Genomic DNA, 21,952 nt, shown 5'->3' with positions numbered 1-21,952 from the left:
AGCCACCCAGGGGCGCGGGGAACTGCGCGACCAGCCATCCACGGTCCGCAGCCGAAGCACCCACCCCCGGAGGGTTTCGGGAGGGGGTGGGGTGGGGGCTAAAGCGCCCGGTACGCCACCGGTCGCGTGCCCGGTACCGGCTCCGCCAGCCCTCCCTTCACCAGCCGCCGCACATGCGCCTCCGCCTCCGACACCGCGATGTTGCGGGAGCCGTACGGGATCTCGGCCCAGGGGCGGTTCCACTCCATCCGGACCGCCAGGTCCCACGGTGTGAGCGGCTGCGACAGGAGGGCCAGCAGGCCCGCCAGGCGGGACTCGTGGTGGCTCAGGAGCTCGCGGACCCGGCCCGCCGCGTCCGTGAACGTGTGCTGGTGGGCCGGCAGCACCTCCGCCACGCCCAGGCGGCCCACCCGCTCCAGCGACGAGACGTAGTCGCCCAGCGGGTCCGTCTCCGCCGCCGACTCCGGGTCCTCGTACAGGCCGATGTGCGGCGAGATCCCGGGCAGCAGGTGGTCGCCCGAGAACAGCCGGCCGTGGCCCGGCCGTCCGGCCGGATGGCGCTCCTCCAGGTGCAGGCAGACGTGGCCGGGCGTGTGGCCCGGCGTCCAGATCGCCCGCAGCCGGCGCCCCGGCAGGGGGAGCAGGTCGCCGGGCACGATCTCCCGGTCGGGCAGCGCCGCCCGCAGGCCGGGCAGCGACCTGGACGGGCGCGCCCGCCGCAGCGGCGCCAGATGGGACTCCGGGGCCCCGGCCGCCGCCAGCTTCGCCTCCAGGTACTCCAGCCACGCCGCCGGCTCCGCCTCCCGCGTACGCCGTACCACCGCCGTGTCCGCCGCGTGCATCGCCAGCCACGCCCCGGACGCCTCCCGGACCCGGCCGGAGAGCCCGTGGTGGTCGGGGTGGTGGTGGGTGAGGACGACGCCGTGGATGTCCGCGACATCGGTGCCCAGCCGCCGCAGGCCCTCCGCCAGGGTGTCCCAGGACGTCGGGTCGTCCCATCCGGTGTCGACCAGGACCGGGCCCCGGTCGGTGTCGACGACGTACACCAGCGTGTGGCCGAGGGGGTTGTCGGGGATCGGCACTTCGATGGACCGGACGCCCCCGCCGTGATCGGCCGTTCCCGTCCGCCCCCGTGTCACCTGCGTCATGCCGTCAGAGTAGAACGTGTTTCAGTCAGCCCTCAAGGGGTCTCCCGGGCCGTGGACTCCTGATAGGGGAACTGGTATCAGTTCAGGCAGATCTGAAAAGCCGTCAGAAACGCCGTGAGGACTGCCGTCGGACAGCGGTCCGCAGCGGACCGGAGCGGGAGGCAGTACGCCATGAACGATCCAGTCAGCGACCTGGTCGAGCACGGACAGCTCTACATCGGCGGGGAGTGGACCGATCCCTGGGGATCCGACGTCATCGACGTCGTCTCGCCGCACACCGAGCAGGTCATCGGCCGGGTGCCGCACGCCTCCCGGGCCGACGTCGACCACGCCGTCGCCACCGCCCGCCGCGCCTTCGACGACGGGCCCTGGCCACGGCTGCCGCTCGCCGAGCGCATCGAGGTCGTCTCCCGCGTCAAGGACGCGATCGCCCTGCGGCACGAGGAGATCGCCCGCTCCATCAGCTCGCAGAACGGCTCCCCGTACTCCTGGAGCGTCCTCGCGCAGGCCCTCGGCGCGATGATGGTCTGGGACGCGGCGATCACCGTCGCCCGCGACTTCCCGTACGAGGAGCGGCGGGCCGGGGTGCTCGGGCCGATCCTGGTGCGGCGCGAGCCGGTCGGCGTGGTGGCGGCCGTCGTCCCGTGGAACGTGCCGCAGTTCGTGGCCGCCGCCAAGCTCGCGCCCGCGCTGCTCGCGGGGTGCTCGGTGGTGCTCAAGCCGTCGCCGGAGACGCCCCTCGACGCGTACATACTCGGCGACATCGCCCGCGAGGCCGGGCTGCCGGAGGGCGTGCTCTCCATCCTGCCCGCCGACCGCGAGGTCAGCGAGTACCTGGTCGGGCACCCGGACGTCGACAAGGTCTCCTTCACCGGCTCCGTCGCGGCGGGGCGGCGCGTGATGGAGGTCGCCGCGCGCAACCTCACCCGGGTCACCCTGGAGCTGGGCGGCAAGTCCGCCGCCGTCGTACTGCCCGACGCCGATCTGGAGTCGACCGTCGCCGGGGTGGTCCCGGCCGCGTGGATGAACAACGGGCAGGCGTGTGTCGCGCAGACCCGGATCCTGGCGCCCGCGAGCCGCTACGACGAGTTCGCGGAGGCGTTCGCGGCGGCCGCGGGTGCGCTGGTCGTCGGTGACCCGCTCGACCCGGCCACCCAGGTCGGGCCGCTGGTCGCCAAGCGGCAGCAGCAGCGCTCGCTCGACTACATCCGCATCGGGCAGGAGGAGGGCGCCAAGATCCTCGCGGGCGGGGGCCGGCCGGCGGGTCTCGAACGGGGCTGGTACGTGGAGCCCACGCTCTTCGGCGGCGTCGACAACTCCATGCGGATCGCCCGCGAGGAGATCTTCGGGCCGGTGATCTGCCTGCTGCCGTACGGGGACGAGGCCGAGGCGCTGCGGATCGCCAACGACTCCGAGTACGGGTTGAGTGGGAGCGTGTGGACCGGGGATGTCGAGCGGGGGGTCGAGTTCGCTCGTCACGTGCGGACGGGGACGTTCAACGTGAACACGTTCAGTCTGGACATGTTCGGGCCGTTCGGGGGCTACAAGAACTCCGGCCTGGGGCGGGAGTTCGGGCCCGAGGGGCTGAGTGAGTATCTGGAGCACAAGATGGTGCATCTTCCGGCGGGGTACGAGGGGCCGGGGGGCGAGGCGTGATGGGGGACCGCTGGCGGGTGGAGGTGGACCGGGGGGTGTGCATCGGCTCCGGGATGTGTGTGAACACGGCGCCGGGGGCGTTCGCGCTGGATTCGGCCCGGCAGTCGCGGCCGCGTTGTTCCGAGACGGATGCGGATGAGGTGGTGCTGGCTGCGGCGGAGGGGTGTCCGGTGGAGGCGATCAGCATCGCGGTGCGGGGGTCTGGGGAGCCGGTGTTTCCACCGGAGGATTAGGTCTGGCTGGGCCTTTGTCTGCGGCGGTGTGGTGGGTTGCTCGCGCAGTTCCCCGCGCCCCTAGGTAGTCCGGTTCGTTCGGCGGGTTACCCGTGCCCCTGGGTAGTCCGGGTCGTTCGGCGGGGTCCCGCGCCCCCTGGAAAGCCCTCGTTCGGCTGCGGGCCGTGGCCTCTTCTCGCGCAGTTCCCCGCGCCCCTAAAGGCCTGTGGCTGAGCTCGGTTCTCAGGCGACGGCATACGCCCTGGAAGCCTGTGGCTGAGCTTTGTTCACCGGATACCGGGGACCCCCTAGGGGCGCGGGGAACTGCGCGACCAGCCGTCCACGGTCTGCAGACAAGCACGGGTTCAGGGGCGCGGGGAACTGCGCGAGCAACCCGCCACTCAGCCGCAGACGAAGGCCGGGCCCAAAAGGGGCGCGGGGAACTGCGCGAGCAACCACCCACACCGCCGCAGACAAAGGCCGGGCACATACGGCCACCTTCGAACACAGGTTGACTCGTGCGTACCGCACAGCCCCCGCATGACACATGCGACTGTCCGGCCCCCGCCCGCCGTGGCACCTTCGTTGCCACGCCACCGAGGGGGGAAGCGATGGACAAGCGGTACGAGGTCTTCTGCCTGGCCGACAGGCATTTCTACGAGACTCCGGACCGTCTGTCATCCGCCGCGACCGGCCAGTCCACCCCCCTCTTCGAGGCGGCCCGGCGCCCGGTCCCCAAGGGGTGGCGCACGACCGTCTCCGGGGACTGGCTCCACTTCAGCCCGGTCGACGACGCCGGCGAGCCACGGCCGGGAACGCCCCGCCAGGGATGGAAGATCCATGTCTCGGCGTGTCTGGACAACGCCGAGAAGATGGCCGCCCAGGTGTGGGAGTACTGCGTCCCCAGAGCCGTCCCGTTCAAGTTCGTCCCCGGCCGCCAGCCCCTGCACCTGCGCAACTCCAAGTACGCGGGGCGCGGTTCCAGCGGGAAGTTCGCCACCGTCTACCCGGCGGACGTGGACCAGCTGGAGCGGATACTCAACGAGCTCGGCGCGCTGCTCGACGGCGAGCCGGGCCCGTACATCCTCACCGATCTGCGCTGGAACAACGGCCCGCTGTACGTGCGTTACGGCGGCTTCGTCGAGCGGCACTGCGTCGGTGAGGGCGGCGCGCTGGTGCCCGCGATCGAGAACGCCCGCGGCGAGCTGGTGCCCGACCGCAGGGACCCCGCCTTCCAGGTGCCCGAGTGGGTGGCGCTGCCCCCGTTCCTGCGCCCCCAGCTGGAGGCGCGCAACGCGACGACGGTGAGCGACCTGCCGTACCGCATCGAGCGGGCGCTGCACTTCTCCAACGGCGGCGGGGTGTACGCCGGGACGGACACCCGCGACGGCGGCAAGGTCGTCCTCAAGGAGGCCCGGCCGTACGCGGGGCTCGCCGCCGACGGCTGCGACGCGGTCACCCGGCTGGAGCGGGAGAAGGCCGCGCTGGAGCGGATCTCCGGGCTCGGGGTGGCGCCGGAGGTGCGTGACTGGTTCGAGCTGGGCGAGCACCGCTTCCTCGTCATGGACTTCCTGGAGGGGCGCACGCTGAACGCGTTCTTCGCCGAGCGCCACCCGCTGCTGGCGGTCGACCCCGACCCGGACGCGGTGGCCTCGTACACGACCTGGGCGCTGGCGGTGCACCGGGCGGTGGAGCGGGCGGTCGAGGCCGTGCACTCGCGCGGGCTGGTCTGCAACGACCTGCACATGTTCAACGTGATGGTCGGGCCGGACGGCGAGGAGGCGAACGGCCGCGAGGTCGCGGTGCGGCTGCTGGACTTCGAGGCCGCGGTGCCGCTCGACGAGCACCGGGGGCAGACGATGGCGCACCCCGGGTTCGTGGCCCCGCGCGACCGCAAGGGCTTCGAGGTCGACCGGTACGCGCTGGCCTGTCTGCGGCTCGCCCTGTTCGTGCCGATGACGACGCTGCTGGTGGTCGACCCGGACAAGGCGGCGCATCTGGCGAAGGTGGCGGCGAACCAGTTCCCCGCCGTGCCGGAAGGTTTCTTCGAGGAGGCGGTACGGGTCATCCGGGGCACCGACGAGCCCCTGGCGCGGCCCTATCTGCCCGCCCGGCCCGAGGAGTGGCCCGCCGGGCGCGACTCGATGGCCCGCGCGATCCTCGCCTCCGCCACGCCCGAGCGCGAGGACCGGCTCTTCCCCGGTGACATCTCCCAGTTCGCGGACGGCGGCGGGCTGAGCGTGGCGTACGGGGCGGCCGGGGTGCTCTACGCCCTGGACGTCACCGGCTCGGTCCGCTACCGGGACGGCGAGGAGTGGCTGCTGCGCCGCACCGACGAGCCGCCCTCCGGCTGCCCGCTGGGCTTCTACGACGGGCTGAGCGGAATCGCGTACGTCCTGGACCGCCTCGGCCACACCGAGCGCGCCCTCGACCTGGTCGACCGGGTGCTCGACGAGAAGTGGCAACGGCTCGCGCCCGGGCTGCACGGGGGCCTGGCCGGACTCGGGCTCGCCCTCGACTCGCTCGGGCGCACCACCGGCGAGAGCGATCTGCGCGACCGGGCGCTGGAGGCGGCCTGGATCATCGCCGGGGAGCCGCACCCACGGGAGGACGGCGGGCGCAGGCGCGCCGGGCTGCTGCACGGCGCCAGCGGGCCCGCCCTGCTCTTCCTGCGGCTCTACGAGCACACCGGCGAGCCGGCGCTCCTGGACCACGCCGCCGAGTTCCTCCGCCGCGACCTGGCGTGCTGCGTCACCGACCGCTCGGGCGCCCTCCAGGTCGACGAGGGCGTGCGGACCATGCCCTACCTCGGCTCGGGCGGCGTCGGCATCGCGATGGTGCTGGACGACTATCTGGCGCACCGGTACGACGAGGAGTTCGCCGACGCCAGGGCCGCGATCCTGCCCACCGCGCGGCTGCGGTACTACGCCCAGCCGGGCCTGTTCAACGGCCGCGCGGGCATGGTGCTGCACCTCGCCCGCACCCGTGCCGCGCGCCAGGACCTGGACGCGCAGAGCGCGGCGCTCGCCTGGTACGCCGTGCCGTACGAGGGCCATCTGGCCTTCCCCGGCAACCAGATGATGCGGCTCTCCATGGACCTCGCGACCGGCACGGCGGGCTGTCTGCTCGCCCTGGGCTCGCTGCCCGCCGCCGCGTCCGCCCGAAGGCGCCCCGCGGGGCTGCCTTTCCTGCCACCGCTTCCGGTGGCCCCCAAGACGGCCCCGCGAGGGGCCGGACGGTGAACCCGTCCCCACGGAGAAAGTCCCGACAGAAGGAGATGGCCATGACACTTCTCGACCTGCAGAAGATGGACGTTCCCGAGACCACCGGCGGTGGCGGCGGTGGCGGCGACGAGAGCAGCGTCAGCCTCCTGCTCTGCGACAAGCACAGCTCGCACAGCAACCTGCTCTGTCTCTGACACACGAACCACCGTGATCAATCCCTGGTGTACCTGATCAACCCTGATCGAACCTGATCACTGTGTGACGCGGCCCCGGGCGGATCTGCTCTCCGCCCGGGGCATGCGCGCCCCGGAGGGCCCCTTGGCTCCACGCCCCTTTCTCCGCGAGACCGTTCGGTACGGCGCGGCGCCCGCGGCTCTCGTCCTGCTGCTGACCACGGCCCTCGCCGGGGCGGGCCTGGCCCTGCCGTGGGCGCTCGGCCGCACCCTCGACCTCCTCCTCGGCCCCGACCGCGCGGCCGCCGGACCCTGGCTCGCGCTGTGCGCGGCGCTCACCGGCGCGAGTGTCCTGCTCGGCGCCCTCGACGGCCTGGTCACCGCGACCGCCAACGCCCGCACCACCGCGTGGATCCGCGCGCGCGTCCTCGGCCACGTGCTGGCGGCCGGACCGCGCGCCGCGCTCCCCGAGGGCGACCTGGTGGCCCGGCTCGTCGGCAACGCCGCCCAGGCCGGACCCGTACCCGCGACCCTCGCCGCCACCCTCGCCGCCGTGCTCACCCCGGTCGGCGGACTGGTGGCGCTCGCCCTCACCGACGGCTGGACGGCGCTCGCGCTGCTCGCCGGGATGCCCGTACTCGCCCTGCTGCTCAAGGTGTTCGTCCGCAAGTCCGGCGACGTGGGCGCCGCCTATCTGCGCGTCCAGGGCGAGATCGCCGGGCGGCTCGGCGAGGCCGTGGAGGGCGCCCGCACCATCGCGGCGGCGCGGTCCGCCGAGCGCGACGAGGCCCGGATCCTGGCGCCGCTGCCCGAACTCTCCCGCCAGGGCCACCGCATGTGGCGCGTCACCGGCCGCTCCACCGCCCAGGCCTCCGCCCTGCTGCCGCTGCTCCAGCTCACCGTGCTCGCGGTCGCCGGGCTGCGGCTCGCGGACGGCGCGCTGAGCGTCGGCGGGATGCTCGCTGCCTGGCGGTACGCGGTCCTCGCCACCGGCACCGGCGTCCTGGTCGGCCAGCTCAACGGGCTGGTGCGCGGCCGCGCCGCCGCCGACCGCCTCGCCGAGGCCCTCACCCCGCCCGTGATGGCGTACGGAGTCCGCCAACTGCCGGACGGGCCCGGGGCCTTGGAGTTCCGCAGTGTGAGCACCGGCCCCCTGGACGACGTCGACCTCTATGTCCCCGGCGGGGCCGTGGCCGCCGTGGTCGGGCGCTCCGGCAGCGGCAAGAGCGCCCTGGCGGCGGTCGCCGGGCGGCTCACCGACCCCGACCGGGGCACGGTCCTGGTCGACGGGGTGCCGCTGCCCGAGCTCTCCCGGCAGGCGCTGCGCCGCGAGGTCGGCCACGCCTTCGCCCGCCCGGCCCTGCTCGGCACGACCATCGGCGGCACGATCGCCTTCGGCGTCGACGAGCCCGGCCCACGGGAGGTGCGGGCGGCCGCGCGGGCGGCCTGCGCCGACGACTTCGTCCGCCGGCTGCCGCTCGGCTACGACACGCCCTGCGCCGAGGCCCCGATGTCCGGCGGCGAGGCCCAACGCCTGGGCCTTGCGCGCGCGTTCGCGCACTGCGGGCGGCTGCTGATCCTCGACGACGCCACCTCCAGCCTCGACTCCGCGACCGAGCACAGGGTCTCGCGCGCGCTGCTCGACGAGCTGACCCCGGGCACCCGGCTCATCGTCGCCCACCGGGTGACCACGGCCGCCCGCGCCGATCTGGTGGTGTGGCTGGACGGCGGCGGGGTGCGCGCGCTCGCCCCGCACGACGAGCTGTGGCGGCTGCCCGAGTACCGGGCGGTGTTCGCCGAGGAGACCGAAGCGGAGGAGGCGCGGTGAACGGGGTCGCGGGGAAAGGGGGCGCGGGGATAGGGGGCGGCGGCCGGTTCGGGCGGCGCCTGCTGGAGCTCGTGCGCCCCCGGTGGCGGTCGCTGCTCCGGCTCGCCCTCTGGTCGGCGCTGGAGGCGGGGGAGACCTTCCTGCTCGGCTACGCGCTGGCCCGGGCGCTCGACCGCGGCTTCCTCGCCGGCCACACCGGCACCGGCCTCGGCTGGCTCGGGCTCGCGGCCCTCGGCGTGCTGGCCGGGTCGTTCGGGACCGGGCGGGTGCACCTGGCGGTGGCCGCGCTCGTCGAGCCGGTACGCGACGACCTCGTACGCCGGGTGGTGCGGCGGGCGCTGCGGGCGCCGGACGGGGCGGCGGTCTCCCGGCTCACCCACCAGGTGGAGATCGCCCGCGACACGCTCGCCGGACTGGTGATGGTGTCCCGGACCTTCGTCGTCACCGCGGCCGGGGCGCTGGTCGGACTGCTCTCGCTGGCGCCGGTGCTGCTGCCGGTGGTGGCGCTGCCGCTGGCCGCCTCCCTCGCCCTGTTCCTCGCCACACTGCGCCCGCTCGCCCGCCGCCAGGAGGCGTTCCTCGCCGCCGACGAGGCGCTGGCCGCCGAACTCGGCCTCGCGGTGGGCGGGTTGCGGGACATCACGGCGGCGGGGGCGCAGGACAGGGTGGCGGCGGACGTGGGGGAGCGGATCGACGCCGAGTTCCGGGCCTCGCGGGCGCTGGCCCGCTGGGGGGTGCTGCGCACCCTCGCGGCCGGGGTCGGCGGGCGGCTGACGGTGGTGCTGCTGCTGGTACTGGCGCCCTGGCTGCTCGACCACGGGGTCACCCCGGGCGCGTTCGTGGGCGCGCTCGCCTATCTCACCCAGTCGCTGATCCCCGCCCTCCAGTCCCTGATGCAGGGCCTGGGCACCTCGGGGGCGCGGCTGTTCGTGGTGCTGCGGCGGCTGAGGGCCGACGGCGGGCGGACGTGGGAGAGCGCACCCCCGGCCGGGGAACCCGGGCCCGGCGAGGCGGTACGGCTGCGGGGCGTCACCTTCGCGTACGGGCCGGGCGCCGCCCCCGTCGTCGACGGCCTGGACCTGACCGTGCCGCACGGCGGGCACCTCGCGGTCGTCGGCCCCAGCGGCATCGGCAAGTCCACGCTGGCCGAACTCATGGCGGGGGTGCGGGCGCCGGACAGCGGCGAGGTTTTACGCGCGGGCGCGCGGGTCCTGGTGCCCCAGCAGGCGTACGTCTTCACCGACACCGTCCGCGCCAACCTCGGCTATCTGTGCCCGGCCGGCTCCGACGACCCCGACGGCCCGGAGCGCCCGGAAAGCCCCGAGGGCGGCCCGGTCGGGGACGAGGGGCTGCTCGCCGCCTGTACGGCCGTGGGCGCCCGCGGCCTCGTCGACCGGCTCGGCGGACTCGACGCCACCCTCGTACCGAGTGAACTCTCGGCAGGGGAGCGCCAGTTGATAGCGCTGGCCAGGGCATACGCGGCCCCCGCGCCGCTGGTCCTGCTGGACGAGGCGACCTGCCATCTCGACCCGGCGGCCGAGGCGAGGGCCGAGCGCGCGTTCGCGCGGCGGCCCGGGACGGCGCTGGTGGTGGTGGCGCACCGGACCGGCTCGGCGCGCCGGGCCCGGCAGGTGCTGGTGCTCGGCGGCGGCGGGGTCGAGTGCGGGACGCACGACTCGCTGCTGCGACGGTCCGCGTTCTACCGGGAGTTGACCGGATTACACCCATCCCTCGCCCTGCGAGATACGGATGGCGTCCACGCGGTTGCGGGCTCCGGTCTTACGGGTGATCGCCGCCATGTAGTTCCGCACGGTCCCGTTGGACAGATGGAGACTGTGCGCGATGTCCGCGATCGAGGCGCCCTCGGCGGCGAGTGAGAGCACGCTCAGCTCACGTCTGGTCAGCGGCATCTCGGCCGCGCGCAGGAAGCCGTAGCCCAGCGAGTCGTCGACGAACCGCTGGCCTGCGGCGGCCCGTCTTATGGCGCAGACGAGCCGCTCGGGCGTGGCGTCCTTGTCGACATACCCCAGGGCGTTCGCCTCCGCGGCCTGGCGCAGCGGCCCGGGCCGGCTGGCGCTGGCCAGCACGACGAGACGGGTGCCCCGCGACCCGTTGTGCCGGCTCTGCAACTCCCCCAGCGGAGCGATCCCGTACGAGTCGGAACAGTCCAGGTCCACGGCGCACACATCCGGCCGCAGCGCCTTCGCGCGCGCGGGCGCGCTGCGCCACGGCGCGTGATGGACCTCGAGGCCGGCTTCCCGGCTCAGGCGGTCGGCCAGCGCCGACCGCATCAGACAGGCATCGTGCACGAGAAGTACCCGGATCACGTTTCAGCCCCCTCCAGCTCCCCGCCTACCGGTTGCCTTCCTTCTGCACGCGAAACCTTTCTATCCGGGGCCCCGGGCAGGGGAAGCCGGAGATTCGGCCATGGGGTGGCACGGGGGAGCGCACGGCGCACGGCGTAGGTGCGGGGCGGTAGTGCCGGAAGCACGTGCGCGCCGGGCGCATCGCCGGATCAGGCCGAGTCGTCGTCCTCGGCCGTGAGGTCGATCAGCCGGCAGACCGTCTCGATGTCGATCTTCACCTGGGCGATCGAGGCCCGCCCCGAGAGCCAGGTGATCAGGGCCGAGTGCCAGGTGTGCTCGATGACGCGGACCGCCGAGAGCTGCCGCGGGCTGGGGTGGTCCAGGCCCATCGCGTCCAGGATGATCGCGGTGGTCTGCCGGGAGACCGTGTCCACCTCGGGGCTGACCGAGCGGTCGGCGAAGGTGAGGGCGCGCACCATCGCGTCGGCGAGGTGCGGCTCGCGCTGGAGCGCGCGGAACGCCCGCATCAGCGTCTCGGCGACCCGCTGGGCGGCCGAGTCGCCGGACGGCGGGTGCTTGCGGAGCGTGGAGTGCAGATGCTGGAGCTGGTCCTGCATGGTGGCGACCAGCAGATGGATCTTGGAGGGGAAGTAGCGGTAGAGCGTGCCGAGCGCGACCCCGGCGGCCTCGGCCACCTCGCGCATCTGGACCGCGTCGAAGCCGCCCCGGCTGGCCAGCTGGGCGCTGGCGTGCAGGATGCGCCGCCGGCGCGCCTCCTGGCGCTCGGTCAGGGCGGGCGACGCGGCGATGGCCGCCTTGGCTTCCGCTGTCATCTGTCCCGTTCCGTCGTCCGTTGCCCAGTACTCCGCGTGCGGGTCCGGGGCGGTTCCCGGCCCCGGCGGCCCGTTTCCGGGGGCACAGCATGGCAGGGGGCCCGGTGGTGGCGCGAATCACCTGATCCGGCCCTCACACGTGCGCTACCTGCCGGTAGATTCAAAGCTTCCCGAAGCTCCCCGCGGAGATCGAGAACGATCAAGTCTGGAACTTGTTCTAGATTAGCGCGAGCGGTTACGCTCCGGCGAAACGCAGCGATGAAGGGGCCGCGAGTGACCGCAGAGGCCATAGAGGCAAGCCCCCGCGCAGGGGAGCCGGCCCGTGCGGGTGACCGCCCGCTGCGGATCGCCCTCCTGACGTACAAGGGCAATCCGTTCTGCGGCGGCCAGGGCGTCTACGTACGCCACCTCTCCCGCGAACTCGCCCGCCTCGGGCACAGCGTGGAGGTCATCGGCGCGCAGCCGTACCCCGTCCTCGACGAGGGCGTGCCGCTCACCGAGCTCGCCAGTCTGGACCTGTACCGCTCGCCCGACCCGTTCCGTACGCCCAAGAAGGACGAGTACCGGGACTGGATCGACGCCCTCGAGGTCGCCACGATGTGGACCGGCGGGTTCCCCGAGCCGCTGACGTTCTCGCTGCGGGCCCGGCGCCACCTCGCCGCCCGCAAGGGCGAGTTCGACGTCATCCACGACAACCAGACGCTCGGCTACGGCCTGCTCGGGGACCTCGGCGCGCCGCTGGTCACCACGATCCACCACCCCATCACCGTCGACCGGCAGCTGGAGCTGGACGCGGCCGCGGACTGGAAGCGGCGCGCCTCCGTACGGCGCTGGTACGCCTTCACCCGGATGCAGAAGCGGGTCGCGCGCAGACTGCCGTCCGTGCTCACCGTCTCCGGCTCCTCGCAGCGCGAGATCGTCGAGCACCTCGGGGTGCGCGAGGACCGCGTCTCGGTGGTGCACATCGGCGCCGACACCGAGCTGTGGTCGCCGGATCCGTCGGTGGCCGAGGTGCCCGGCCGGATCGTCACCACCTCCAGCGCGGACGTGCCGCTCAAGGGCCTGGTCTTCCTCGTCGAGGCGCTCGCCAAGGTGCGCGCCGAGCAGCCCGAGGCGCACCTCGTGGTCGTCGGCAAGCGCGCCGAGGCCGGCCCGGTCGCCCAGGCCATCGAGAAGTACGGGCTCGGCGACGCGGTGAGCTTCGTCAAGGGCATCACCGACCAGGAGCTCGTCGACCTCGTACGGTCCGCGCAGGTCAGCTGTGTGCCCTCGCTGTACGAGGGGTTCTCGCTGCCGGCCGCCGAGGCGATGGCGACGGGGACCCCGCTGGTGGCCACCACCGGCGGCGCGATCCCCGAGGTGGCCGGGCCGGACGGCGAGACGTGCCTGGCGGTCGCGCCGGGCGACCCGCAGGCGCTGGCCGGCGCGCTGGTACGGCTGCTCGGCGACCCGGAGCTGCGCGCGCGGCTCGGCGCGGCCGGACGGCAGCGGGTGCTCGACCGGTTCACCTGGGCCCGGGCGGCCGAGGGCACCGCCGAGCTGTACCGGGCGGCGATCGCCCGCGCCGCGGCCGGAAAGCCGGCCAGGTGACCTTGCACCCCCACGCCCCCACAAGCCATGACCGCGAAAGCAGGAATCCGTGCTGACCGTCGACTTCTCCCGCTTCCCGCTCGCCCCGGGCGACCGCGTGCTCGACCTGGGCTGCGGCGCGGGGCGGCACGCCTTCGAGTGCTACCGGCGCGGCGCTCAGGTGGTGGCGCTCGACCAGAACGGCGAGGAGATCCGTGAGGTCGCCAAGTGGTTCGCGGCGATGAAGGAGGCCGGGGAGGCGCCCGAGGGGGCGACCGCCACCGCCATGGAGGGTGACGCGCTCAACCTGCCGTTCCCCGACGAGTCCTTCGACGTCGTGATCATCTCCGAGGTGATGGAGCACATCCCGGACGACAAGGGCGTGCTCGCCGAGATGGTCCGGGTGCTGCGGCCCGGCGGCCGGATCGCGGTCACCGTGCCCCGGTACGGCCCGGAGAAGGTCTGCTGGGCGCTCTCCGACGCGTACCACGAGGTCGAGGGCGGACACATCCGCATCTACAAGGCGGACGAGCTGCTCGCCAAGATGCGCGAGGCGGGCCTCAAGCCGTACGGCCAGCACCATGCGCACGCGCTGCACTCGCCGTACTGGTGGCTCAAGTGCGCCTTCGGCGTCGACAACGACAAGGCGCTGCCGGTGCGGGCGTACCACAAGCTGCTCGTCTGGGACATCATGAAGAAGCCGCTGGTCACCCGGCTCGCGGAGCAGGCGCTCAACCCGATCGTGGGCAAGAGCTTCGTGGCGTACGCGACCAAGCCGCACCTCGCCCCGCTCGACAAGGTCGCCGCCAAGTGACCTCACCGGAGCGGACCGAACACCTGGTCCTGCCGGGCGTGCTCACCGCCGGGCAGGCCGCCGCCACGGTGGCCGGCATCCTGGCCGTGCAGCGCGAGGACGGCGCCATACCGTGGTTCCGGGGCCACCACCTCGACCCGTGGGACCACTCCGAGGCCGCCATGGCGCTGGACGCGGCGGGCGAGCACGAGGCGGCGGAGCGCGCCTACGAGTGGCTGGCGCGGCACCAGAACGACGACGGGTCCTGGTACGCGGCCTACCACGACGGCGACTTCGAGCAGATCACCGACCGGGGCCGGGAGACCAACTTCGTCGCGTACGTGGCGGTGGGCGTCTGGCACCACTACCTCGCCACCGGGGACGACACCTTCCTCGACCGGATGTGGCCGGTGGTGTACGCGGCGGTCGAGTTCGTGCTGCGGCTCCAGCAGCCGGGCGGGCAGATCGGCTGGAAGCGCGAGGAGGACGGCTCGCCCGTCACCGACGCGCTGCTCACCGGCAGCTCCTCGATCCACCAGGCGCTGCGGTGCGCGCTGGCGATCGCCGAGCAGCGGGAGGAGCCGCAGCCGGACTGGGAGCTGGCGACGGGCGCGCTCGCGCACGCGGTCGCCCACCACCCCGAGCGCTTCCTCGACAAGTCCCGCTACTCGATGGACTGGTACTACCCGGTCCTCGGGGGCGCGGTGTCGGGCGCCGAGGCGAAGGCGCGCATCGAGTCGCGCTGGGACGCCTTCGTGGTGCCCGGCCTCGGGGTGCGCTGTGTGCTGCCCAACCCGTGGGTGACGGGCGGCGAGAGCTGCGAACTCGCGCTCGCGCTGTGGGTGATGGGCGAGTCGGACCGCGCCCTGGAGATCCTCCAGTCCATCCAGCACCTGCGGGCCGGCGACGGCCTCTACTGGACGGGTTACGTCTTCGAGGGCAACCGCGCGGTGTGGCCGGAGGAGCTCACGACATGGACGGCGGGGTCACTGCTGCTGGCGGTGGCGGCGCTGGGGGGTGACGAGGCGACGACGGCGGTCTTCGGCGGAGAGCGCTTGCCGCGCGGCCTGCCCCCGCAGTGCTGCGACTAGCCCCCACCCCGCCCCTTCCCTAAACCCTCCGGGGGTGGGTGGGGCGGGCCCCGGCCCCTTTCGGCGGGGCCTGCGGCCCCTGCGCCCCGCTTGGTTTTTGTCTGCGGACCGTGCTGGGTTGCTCGCGCAGTTCCCCGCGCCCCTGGGCACCTAGGGGCGCGGGGAACTGCGCGACCAGCCACCCACGGTCCGCAGACGAAGCGCTCGGCCGGGGTGGGGGCACCCGAACGGACCACGCCGGGTCGCCGCGTGCCGCCGCTCGGGTGACGCTGCGGGGGTCGGACCACTCCCGGAGGTCACCGTGTCCAGTACGCTCCCGCTCCGCCGCATACTCGCGGCGCTCGTCCTCGCCACCGCCGTCCTGGTGTCGACGACCGCCTGCGGAGGCGAGACCAAGAGCGCCCGCAACAGCCTGACCGCGGCGGAGGCCAGCGTCTCCCCGTCCAGTTCGTTCGAGAAGCAGAAGCTCGCCAAGACGCGGTTCGTCGCCAACGCGGGCCTGGCGGCGGGGGCCGCCTACCAGTGGATCGTGAAGCCCTTCAAGGCGGGCAAGTTCAAGAAGGGCACCAAGGGCCGCACCTTCGCCCTGGTCAAGGCGGGGCTCGCCGGTGCCTTCACGTACAACCGGCTGAAGGCCGCCGTGAACAACGCCAAGGGCGACCCGCTGCTCTCCAAGGCCGTCGCCCCCCTCAGCTCCGGCATCGAGTCCCTCAAGGGCCTCGGCGGCAAGCTGCGCAAGGGCGACGCCACCGACGCGGACGTCGGCATGTTCGAGAACGTCATCAACGGCGTGAAGGGCGCGGGCAAGAGCGCCGGAGCCGAGGTCAAGGACCAGGTGCCGTCCGCCTCGCAGCTCAGCGGCGGCTGACCCCCACCAGCTCCGCCATCACCCGCAGCGTCACCGGGTCCGGTGAGGTGACCAGCAGGTCCGTCACCGGGCCCGAACGCCACGACTCCAGCCGCCGAGCGATCCGTTCGCGCGGCCCGACCAGTGAGATCTCGTCGGCGAAGGCGTCGGGCACCGCGCGCACCGCCTCCTCGCGGCGGCCCTCGGCGAACAGCGCCTGGATCCGGCGGGCTTCGGCCTCGTACCCCATCCGCGCCATCAGATCCGCGTGGAAGTTGCGGGCCGCGTGCCCCATCCCGCCGATGTAGAAGCCGAGCATCGCCTTGACCGGCAGCAGCCCCTCGGCCACGTCGTCGCAGACGTGCGCCCGGACCATGGGGGCGACCGTGAAGCCCTCGGGCGCCTCGGCCAGCGACGCCTTGTACGCGTCCAGCCGGGTCGGCGACCAGTACAGCGGCAGCCAGCCGTCCGCGATCCGAACCGTCTGGGCGATGTTCTTGGGGCCCTCGGCCCCCAGCAGCACCGGCAGGTCCGCGCGCAGCGGATGCGTGATCGGCTTGAGGGGTCTGCCGAGGCCCGTGCCGTCCGGCCCCCGGTAGGGGTGCGGGTGGAAGCGGCCCTCCAGCTCCACCGGCGCCCCGCGCCGCAGCACCTGCCGGATCACCTCCACGTACTCCCGCGTCGCCGTCAGCGGGCTGGCCGGGAACGGCCGTCCGTACCACCCCTCCACCACCTGCGGCCCCGACAGCCCGAGGCCGAGCATCATCCGGCCGCCGGAGAGGTGGTCCAGGGTCAGCGCGTGCATCGCGGTCGCGGTGGGGGTGCGGGCGGCCATCTGCGCGACGGCCGTACCGAGGCGGATGCGGGAGGTGTGCGCGGCGATCCAGGTCAGCGGAGTGAAGGCGTCCGAGCCCCAGGCCTCCGCCGTCCACACGGAGTCGTACCCGAGCCGCTCCGCCTCCCGCGCCAGCTCCAGATGACCGGGGTTCGGCCCGCGCCCCCAGTACCCCAGTGCGAGTCCCAGCCGCATACGGACGCCTCCCTGGCGGAATCTGACGGGCCGTCAGGGTACGGGAGTGGCCCCCCACCCGGAAGGGGTGGGGGGCCACTCTCAGGGGCGCGGGGAACTGCGCGACCAGCCACGCACGGTCCGCGGACGAACCAGCCGACTAGCCCCGCTGGATCCCCGTGGTGTCCTGGAGAACCCCGCGGCGGCCGTCCTGCGTCTGCGCCACCAGGGCCGCACCGCGCTGCTCCACCGCCAGGTACCACGTGCCGGGCGCGAGCTCGGCGATCGGCGTGGCCGAGCCGTCCTCCGCGTACAGCGGGCGGGCCACCGGGACGGCGAACCAGAACGGGGCGAAGTCGCCGGCCGGAGCGGCGGCGCCGGCCGCGGGCTGCGGCTGGGAGGCGGCGGGCGCCGGGGTCTGGCCGCCCTGGCTCGCGTCGGCCGCGGGCTGCGCGCCGAACGGCTGCGGCTGGGCGCCGCCCGGGTAGCCGTAGCCGCCCGCCGGGGGCTGGGCGCCGTACGGCTGCGCGCCGTACGGGGCCACGGCCGGGGTCGGGCTGCCCATCAGCGGGGCCTTGAGCGCGGCGACCATCGGGCCGGCCACGGCGCCGGCGGCGAGCACCAGCGCGGCGATCAGGCCGAGGATCATGCCGGCGCCGGCCTTGTCCATGTCGATGATGGTCCAGAACGCGGTCCACGCGGAGAAGATCGTGAACGCGGTGCCGAACTGGCCCAGGTCGATACCGGCGATCTTCTTCGGCTGCGGCAGCGAACGCGCCACGACGATGAGGACCGCGCCGATGATGCCGGCCAGGAACATGCTCATCAGCAGGCCCAGCGAGTCCCAGGCGTTCGGCAGATCGAGCTTCGGGCAGAACGTACCGGAGCACGAATTGCCGACCGAGTAGAGATCGAGGAACGAGGCGATGAACAGCACCACCGCTGCTCCGATCACCACGCCGTCGCCTCGCGTGAGGGAGCGGATGTTCACGTAAATAGTCCTTTTGGGTCGTCTCGTCGGGGCGGTCATCGCTGCCGCCGGTGTACGTGCACACGGCGCGAAGCACGGGAGTGGTTCCCCACCCGGGGGAGAATCTATCGTCTGACCGGGCGGGAAGTCCCCTCGGTGCTCAGACCGTGACCGACCCGCAGCCGACCGCTCCCGTCGGCGGGACGCTCACGTGCGCAGGAAGCCGCTGATTCCGTCCGCGATGCCCTGAGCCGCCTTCTGCCGCCACTCCGGACTCGTCAGCAGGCCCTCATCACGGGAATCGCGCATGTTGCCGCATTCGATGAACACCTTCGGCACGGTGGACAGGTTGAGCCCGCCGAGGTCCTTGCGGACGTCCAACCCGGTGCCCTCGCCCACGTAGTTGGAGGGCCCCATGCCGGTGGCGAGGACGAACTTCCCCGCGATCCTTTCACCCAGCTCACGCGAGGGCTTCACGATCGGGGCGGTGTTCGCCTTCCCCGCGTTCACCAGCGCGGGCAGGATCACATGGAAGCCGCGCTGCCCCTCGGCCGCGCCGTCCGCGTGCACCGAGACCACCGCGTCCGCCTTGGCCCGGTTGCCGATCGCGGCGCGCTCGTCCACGCAGGGGCCGAACGGCCGGTCGTTGTCCTGGGTGTACGAGACGGTCGCGCCCTGCTTCTCCAGCAGCGCCCGCAGACGGTGCGAGACGTCCAGGGTGAACGCGGCCTCGGTGTACCCGCCTTCGGTGTCCGTGCCGGTGGTGTCGCACTCCTTCTTGTTCGTCCCGATGTCGACCTGGCGGTTGATCTCGGCGGCGTGCTTGAAGTTGCTGGGGTTGTGGCCCGGGTCGATGACGACCACGCGTCCGGCGAGCGGCCCGGTGGGCCGGGCGGACTGGGTGGAGGGCGAGGCGGTGGACGGCGAGGCGGTGGACGGCGAGGGGGTCGCCGTCACCGTCACGGTCGGCGCCTTGGCGTTCCCGTTCCCCGAGGGTTGCGCGGCGGGCGCGCTGGGCAGCGGCAGCACCCTCGGCGGCTTGTCGTCCTGGCCGCCGGACCCGCCCATGGCCTGCCACACCAGCCATCCGGCCAGCGCGGTCGGGACCAGCGCGGCGGTCACGATGACGAGGTTGCCGCGCAGCCGGCGCCGGGCGGGGGTGGGGGATTCGCTGTCGTACGACACGCTGTGATGCTAGCCGGGTGGTCGTACGGGGGCGCGGTCCGTGCGGCCGAAGGGGTGCACCGGGCGGTGCGCGCCGTCACACTCCGGCGCGCGTGCGCCGCAGCACGCGCAGCGAGTCGGTGGCCGAGACCTCGGTGAAGGCGCCGGAGGCGAGGGCGCGCAGATAGACGCGGTACGGGGCCTGGCCGGTGAACTCGTCGACCGGGTCGGGGAAGACGTCGTGGATCACCAGCAGGCCGCCCTCGGCGAGGTGCGGGGCCCAGCCCTCGTAGTCCCCGGTGGCGTGCTCGTCGGTGTGCCCGCCGTCGATGAAGACCAGCCCGACCTGGCCGCCCCAGACCCGCGCCACCTGCGGCGAGCGGCCCACGACCGCGATCACGTGGTCCTCCAGGCCCGCCTTGTGCAGGGTGCGGCGGAAGGTGGGCAGGGTGTCCATCAGGCCGACCTCCGGGTCGACCACGGCCGGGTCGTGGTACTCCCAGCCGGGCTGCTGCTCCTCGCTGCCCCGGTGGTGGTCGACGGTGACGGCGACGGTCCCGGCGGCGCGGGCGGCGTCCGCGAGCAGCAGCGTGGAGCGGCCGCAGTAGGTGCCGACCTCCAGGAGCGGCAGGCCGAGCGCGCCCGCCTCGACGGCCGCCGCGTAGAGCGCGAGCCCTTCGCGTACGGGCATGAACCCCTTGGCGGCCTCGAAGGCGGCGAGGATCTCCGGCTTGGGTGTCGCCATGGGGGCTCCTGTGGGTCGGGCGCGAGGTGGTGGGGTGCGCGGGGACTTCTGAAGGGGGCGCCACATCCTAAGCCCCGCCGATTTCCCCCCGTCATCTGACCTTCCGTCAGATTGGAACGTGTTCTAGTCTGTCGCCGTTCCAAGCGGTCTTGTGGCCGGTGCGGTACCGCGCGCCCCGAAGGGGCGCCACGGCGTCGGGGGAGTGCGGATGGGCATCGGGATCACCCGGGAGCAGCGCGAACTGGCGGACGCGGTCCGGGGCTGGCTGGCGCGGGCCGTGCCGCCCGAGGAGGTGCGCAAGCTGCTCGACGCGTCCGGCGCGCCCGTCGGCCGGCCGCCGTACTGGGACGCGCTGGCCGGACAGGGCCTGCTCGGTGTCCATCTGGGCGAGCGGTACGGCGGCGGGGGCCTGGTGGAGCTCGCGGTGGTGCTGGAGGAGGCGGGGCGGGGCGCGCTGCCGGGCCCGTATCTGCCCAGCGTGCTGGCGGCGGCGGTGCTGGAGCGGGCCGGCCGCGCGGAGGCGGTCCACGCCATCGCGACCGGGGAGCGGACCGCCGCCGTGGCGCTCGGCCCCGGCGGCCTCACCGCCGTACCGGACCCGGCGGGCTGGACGCTCGACGGGGCCGCGCCGCCGGTCCTCGCCGGGGCCCAGGCCGATCTGCTGCTCCTGGCCGCGCGGGCGGGCGAGGAGACGCTGTGGCTGGCGGTGGACGCGGCGGACCTGGCGGTGCGGGCGCACGAGGGCGCCGATCCGACCCGCCCCACCGCCGAGGTCCTCGCGCACGGCCTGGTGGTCCCGGCGGACCGGGTCCTCGCCGTCGACCCCGGTCTCGTAGGCGATCTGGCCGGTGTCCTCCTCGCCGCCGAGGCGTGCGGGACCGCGGCCTGGGCGCTGGAGACGGCCGTCGCGCACGCCAGGACGCGCGAGCAGTTCGGGCGGCCCATCGGGCGGTTCCAGGCGGTCAAGCACCTCTGCGCCGACATGCTGGTCCGCGTCGAGCAGGCGCGGGCCCTGGTGTGGGACGCGGCGCGGGCGGCGGGAGCGGAACCGGCCGAGGTGCGCGGCCTCGTCGCCTCCCTGGCGGCGGCGACCGCCCTGGACGCCGCTCTCACCTGCGCCCAGGACTGCGTCCAGATCCTCGGCGGCATCGGCTTCACCTGGGAGCACGACGCCCATCTGCATCTGCGCCGCGCCCTGGTGGCCCGCCAGCTCCTGGGCGCCGGGGACACCCACCGCGAGCGGGCCGTCCGGCTCGCCGCGGCCGGGGCGCGCCGGGAGCTGCGCCTCGAGCTGCCCGAGGAGGCGCGGGCGTTCCGGGGCCCGGCCCGCCAGGCGGCCGCCTCGGTACGCGGACTCGACCCGGCGGCCGCCCGCCGCGCCCTCGCCCCCACCGGCTACGCCGCCCCGCATCTGCCACCGCCGTACGGCCTGGGCGCCGGTCCCGTCCACCAGCTCGTCGTCCAGGAGGAGCTGCGGGCGGCCGGGGTGAAGGTGGCGGAGCTGGGGATCGGCACCTGGGTGGTGCCCTCGCTCCTCGCGTACGGGACACCGGAGCAGCAGGAGCGCTATCTGCTGCCCACCCTGCGCGGGGACCTGCTGTGGTGCCAGCTGTTCTCGGAGCCGGAGGCGGGCTCGGACCTGGCGAGCCTGCGGACCAGGGCCGAGCGGACCGAGGACGGCTGGCGGATCACCGGGCAGAAGGTGTGGACGAGCGCGGCGCAGTGGGCGGACCACGGGATCCTGCTCGCCCGGACCGATCCGGCGGCCCCCAAGCACGAGGGCCTCACCTACTTCCTCGTCGACATGAAGAACACCCCCGGCATCGACGTCCGCCCGCTGCGGGAGATCACCGGCGACGCGCTCTTCAACGAGGTGTACTTCGACGGGGCGCTCCTGCCGCACGACGCGGTCGTCGGCGAGAGCGGCGGCGGCTGGCGCGTCGCCCGCAACACCCTGGGCAACGAACGCGTGCACATGGCCGACCAGTTGACCTTCGACACCGGTCTGGAGGCGCTGCTCGCCCGCGCCGACGGGCTCGACGGCGCCCGCCGCGCCCGGATCGGCGCGCTGGCCGCCGAGGCGCACGCGCTGGCCTGCCTCGGGCTGCGCACCACCCTGCTCCAGGTGTCGGGCCTGGAGCCCGGCGCCGGGGCCAGTGTGCGCAAGCTGGTGCAGACCGTCCACCAGCAGAAGGTGGCCGAGCTCGCGCTGGAACTGCTCGGCCCCTCGGGCGCCTCGGCCGAGGGCCCGGCCGAGCGGGCCGTGCACGGCTATCTGATGTCCCGCTGTCTGACCATCGCGGGCGGCACCACCCAGGTCCAGCTCAATGTCGTGGCCGAGCGGATCCTCGGCCTGCCGCGAGACTGAACGAGCCCGAAGGAGC

17 protein-coding genes and 1 pseudogene are annotated in these 21,952 nt (G+C 73.9%); 11 read left to right on the top strand and 7 right to left on the bottom strand.

The window, feature by feature from the left end; all coding sequences use genetic code 11:
* Nucleotides 1-98: 98 nt before the first annotated feature.
* Complete coding sequence (locus ABD236_RS17705; RefSeq protein ID WP_344074711.1) at nt 99-1,148, bottom strand: Strvi_7410 family MBL fold metallo-hydrolase; 1,050 nt, start codon at nt 1,146-1,148, stop codon at nt 99-101.
* A gap of 171 nt (nt 1,149-1,319) precedes the next feature.
* Between ABD236_RS17705 and ABD236_RS17700 the strand changes: the two genes are divergently transcribed.
* From ABD236_RS17700 to ABD236_RS17675, 6 genes are all read left to right on the top strand, one after another.
* Complete coding sequence (locus ABD236_RS17700) at nt 1,320-2,804, top strand: aldehyde dehydrogenase (protein ID WP_344074710.1); 1,485 nt, start codon at nt 1,320-1,322, stop codon at nt 2,802-2,804.
* Nucleotides 2,804-3,037 (top strand): ferredoxin, encoded by a 234-nt coding sequence (locus ABD236_RS17695; protein ID WP_344074800.1) that lies wholly within the window; start codon nt 2,804-2,806, stop codon nt 3,035-3,037. The genes ABD236_RS17700 and ABD236_RS17695 overlap by 1 nt, the downstream gene beginning before the upstream one ends.
* A 590-nt stretch (nt 3,038-3,627) precedes the next feature.
* Complete coding sequence (gene lanKC / locus ABD236_RS17690; RefSeq protein ID WP_344074709.1) at nt 3,628-6,258, top strand: class III lanthionine synthetase LanKC; 2,631 nt, start codon at nt 3,628-3,630, stop codon at nt 6,256-6,258.
* A gap of 41 nt (nt 6,259-6,299) precedes the next feature.
* On the top strand, nt 6,300-6,434 hold the full coding sequence (locus ABD236_RS17685) for a SapB/AmfS family lanthipeptide (protein ID WP_344074708.1): 135 nt from the start codon (nt 6,300-6,302) through the stop codon (nt 6,432-6,434).
* 64 nt (nt 6,435-6,498) lie between these two features.
* Nucleotides 6,499-8,241, top strand: coding sequence for an ABC transporter ATP-binding protein (locus ABD236_RS17680; protein ID WP_425543895.1), 1,743 nt, complete (start codon nt 6,499-6,501; stop codon nt 8,239-8,241).
* Nucleotides 8,238-10,118, top strand: coding sequence for an ATP-binding cassette domain-containing protein (locus ABD236_RS17675; protein WP_425543894.1), 1,881 nt, complete (start codon nt 8,238-8,240; stop codon nt 10,116-10,118). The genes ABD236_RS17680 and ABD236_RS17675 overlap by 4 nt, the downstream gene beginning before the upstream one ends.
* On the opposite strand, the pseudogene ABD236_RS17670 reads toward ABD236_RS17675, so the two are convergent.
* Both ABD236_RS17670 and ABD236_RS17665 read right to left on the bottom strand, forming a co-directional pair.
* Nucleotides 10,044-10,550 (bottom strand): annotated as a pseudogene (locus ABD236_RS17670) (LuxR C-terminal-related transcriptional regulator); the annotation flags it as partial. The gene ABD236_RS17675 and the pseudogene ABD236_RS17670 overlap by 75 nt on opposite strands.
* Before the next feature lie 206 nt (nt 10,551-10,756).
* Nucleotides 10,757-11,380, bottom strand: a complete 624-nt coding sequence (locus tag ABD236_RS17665; protein ID WP_344074706.1) for a TetR family transcriptional regulator — start codon at nt 11,378-11,380, stop codon at nt 10,757-10,759.
* A gap of 273 nt (nt 11,381-11,653) precedes the next feature.
* On the opposite strand from ABD236_RS17665, the gene ABD236_RS17660 reads away from it, so the two are divergent.
* The 4 genes from ABD236_RS17660 to ABD236_RS17645 all read left to right on the top strand — a co-directional run bounded on the left by ABD236_RS17660 (nt 11,654) and on the right by ABD236_RS17645 (nt 15,701).
* Nucleotides 11,654-12,970 carry a glycosyltransferase family 4 protein gene (locus ABD236_RS17660; protein WP_344074704.1) on the top strand — a complete coding sequence of 439 codons (1,317 nt, stop codon included), beginning with the start codon at nt 11,654-11,656 and terminating at the stop codon, nt 12,968-12,970.
* 49 nt (nt 12,971-13,019) lie between these two features.
* Nucleotides 13,020-13,763: a class I SAM-dependent methyltransferase gene (locus ABD236_RS17655; protein WP_344074703.1), complete on the top strand. Its 744-nt coding sequence runs from the start codon at nt 13,020-13,022 to the stop codon at nt 13,761-13,763.
* On the top strand, nt 13,760-14,833 hold the full coding sequence (locus ABD236_RS17650; RefSeq protein WP_344074702.1) for a prenyltransferase: 1,074 nt from the start codon (nt 13,760-13,762) through the stop codon (nt 14,831-14,833). The genes ABD236_RS17655 and ABD236_RS17650 overlap by 4 nt, the downstream gene beginning before the upstream one ends.
* Before the next feature lie 301 nt (nt 14,834-15,134).
* The gene (locus ABD236_RS17645) at nt 15,135-15,701 is read left to right on the top strand and encodes a hypothetical protein (RefSeq protein ID WP_344074701.1); all 567 of its coding nucleotides are present in this window, start codon (nt 15,135-15,137) and stop codon (nt 15,699-15,701) included.
* Here the strand turns inward: ABD236_RS17645 and ABD236_RS17640 are convergent.
* The 4 genes from ABD236_RS17640 to ABD236_RS17625 form a co-directional block, all read right to left on the bottom strand.
* A complete protein-coding gene (locus ABD236_RS17640; RefSeq protein WP_344074700.1) occupies nt 15,688-16,710 on the bottom strand; it encodes an LLM class F420-dependent oxidoreductase in 1,023 nt (340 codons plus the stop codon). The genes ABD236_RS17645 and ABD236_RS17640 overlap by 14 nt on opposite strands.
* 139 nt (nt 16,711-16,849) lie before the next feature.
* A complete protein-coding gene (locus tag ABD236_RS17635) occupies nt 16,850-17,680 on the bottom strand; it encodes a hypothetical protein (RefSeq protein ID WP_344074699.1) in 831 nt (276 codons plus the stop codon).
* Between the two features lie 186 nt (nt 17,681-17,866).
* Nucleotides 17,867-18,844 (bottom strand): N-acetylmuramoyl-L-alanine amidase, encoded by a 978-nt coding sequence (locus tag ABD236_RS17630; protein WP_344074698.1) that lies wholly within the window; start codon nt 18,842-18,844, stop codon nt 17,867-17,869.
* A gap of 76 nt (nt 18,845-18,920) precedes the next feature.
* On the bottom strand, nt 18,921-19,568 hold the full coding sequence (locus ABD236_RS17625; protein ID WP_344074697.1) for a class I SAM-dependent methyltransferase: 648 nt from the start codon (nt 19,566-19,568) through the stop codon (nt 18,921-18,923).
* Between the two features lie 208 nt (nt 19,569-19,776).
* On the opposite strand from ABD236_RS17625, the gene ABD236_RS17620 reads away from it, so the two are divergent.
* Nucleotides 19,777-21,936 carry an acyl-CoA dehydrogenase family protein gene (locus ABD236_RS17620; protein WP_344074696.1) on the top strand — a complete coding sequence of 720 codons (2,160 nt, stop codon included), beginning with the start codon at nt 19,777-19,779 and terminating at the stop codon, nt 21,934-21,936.
* Nucleotides 21,937-21,952: the final 16 nt, after the last annotated feature.

This window comes from Streptomyces crystallinus, assembly GCF_039521265.1.
Taxonomy (GTDB): domain Bacteria; phylum Actinomycetota; class Actinomycetes; order Streptomycetales; family Streptomycetaceae; genus Streptomyces; species Streptomyces crystallinus.
Note: the sequence above shows the minus strand (reverse complement) of the source record. Positions and strands in the feature narration are given on the sequence as shown.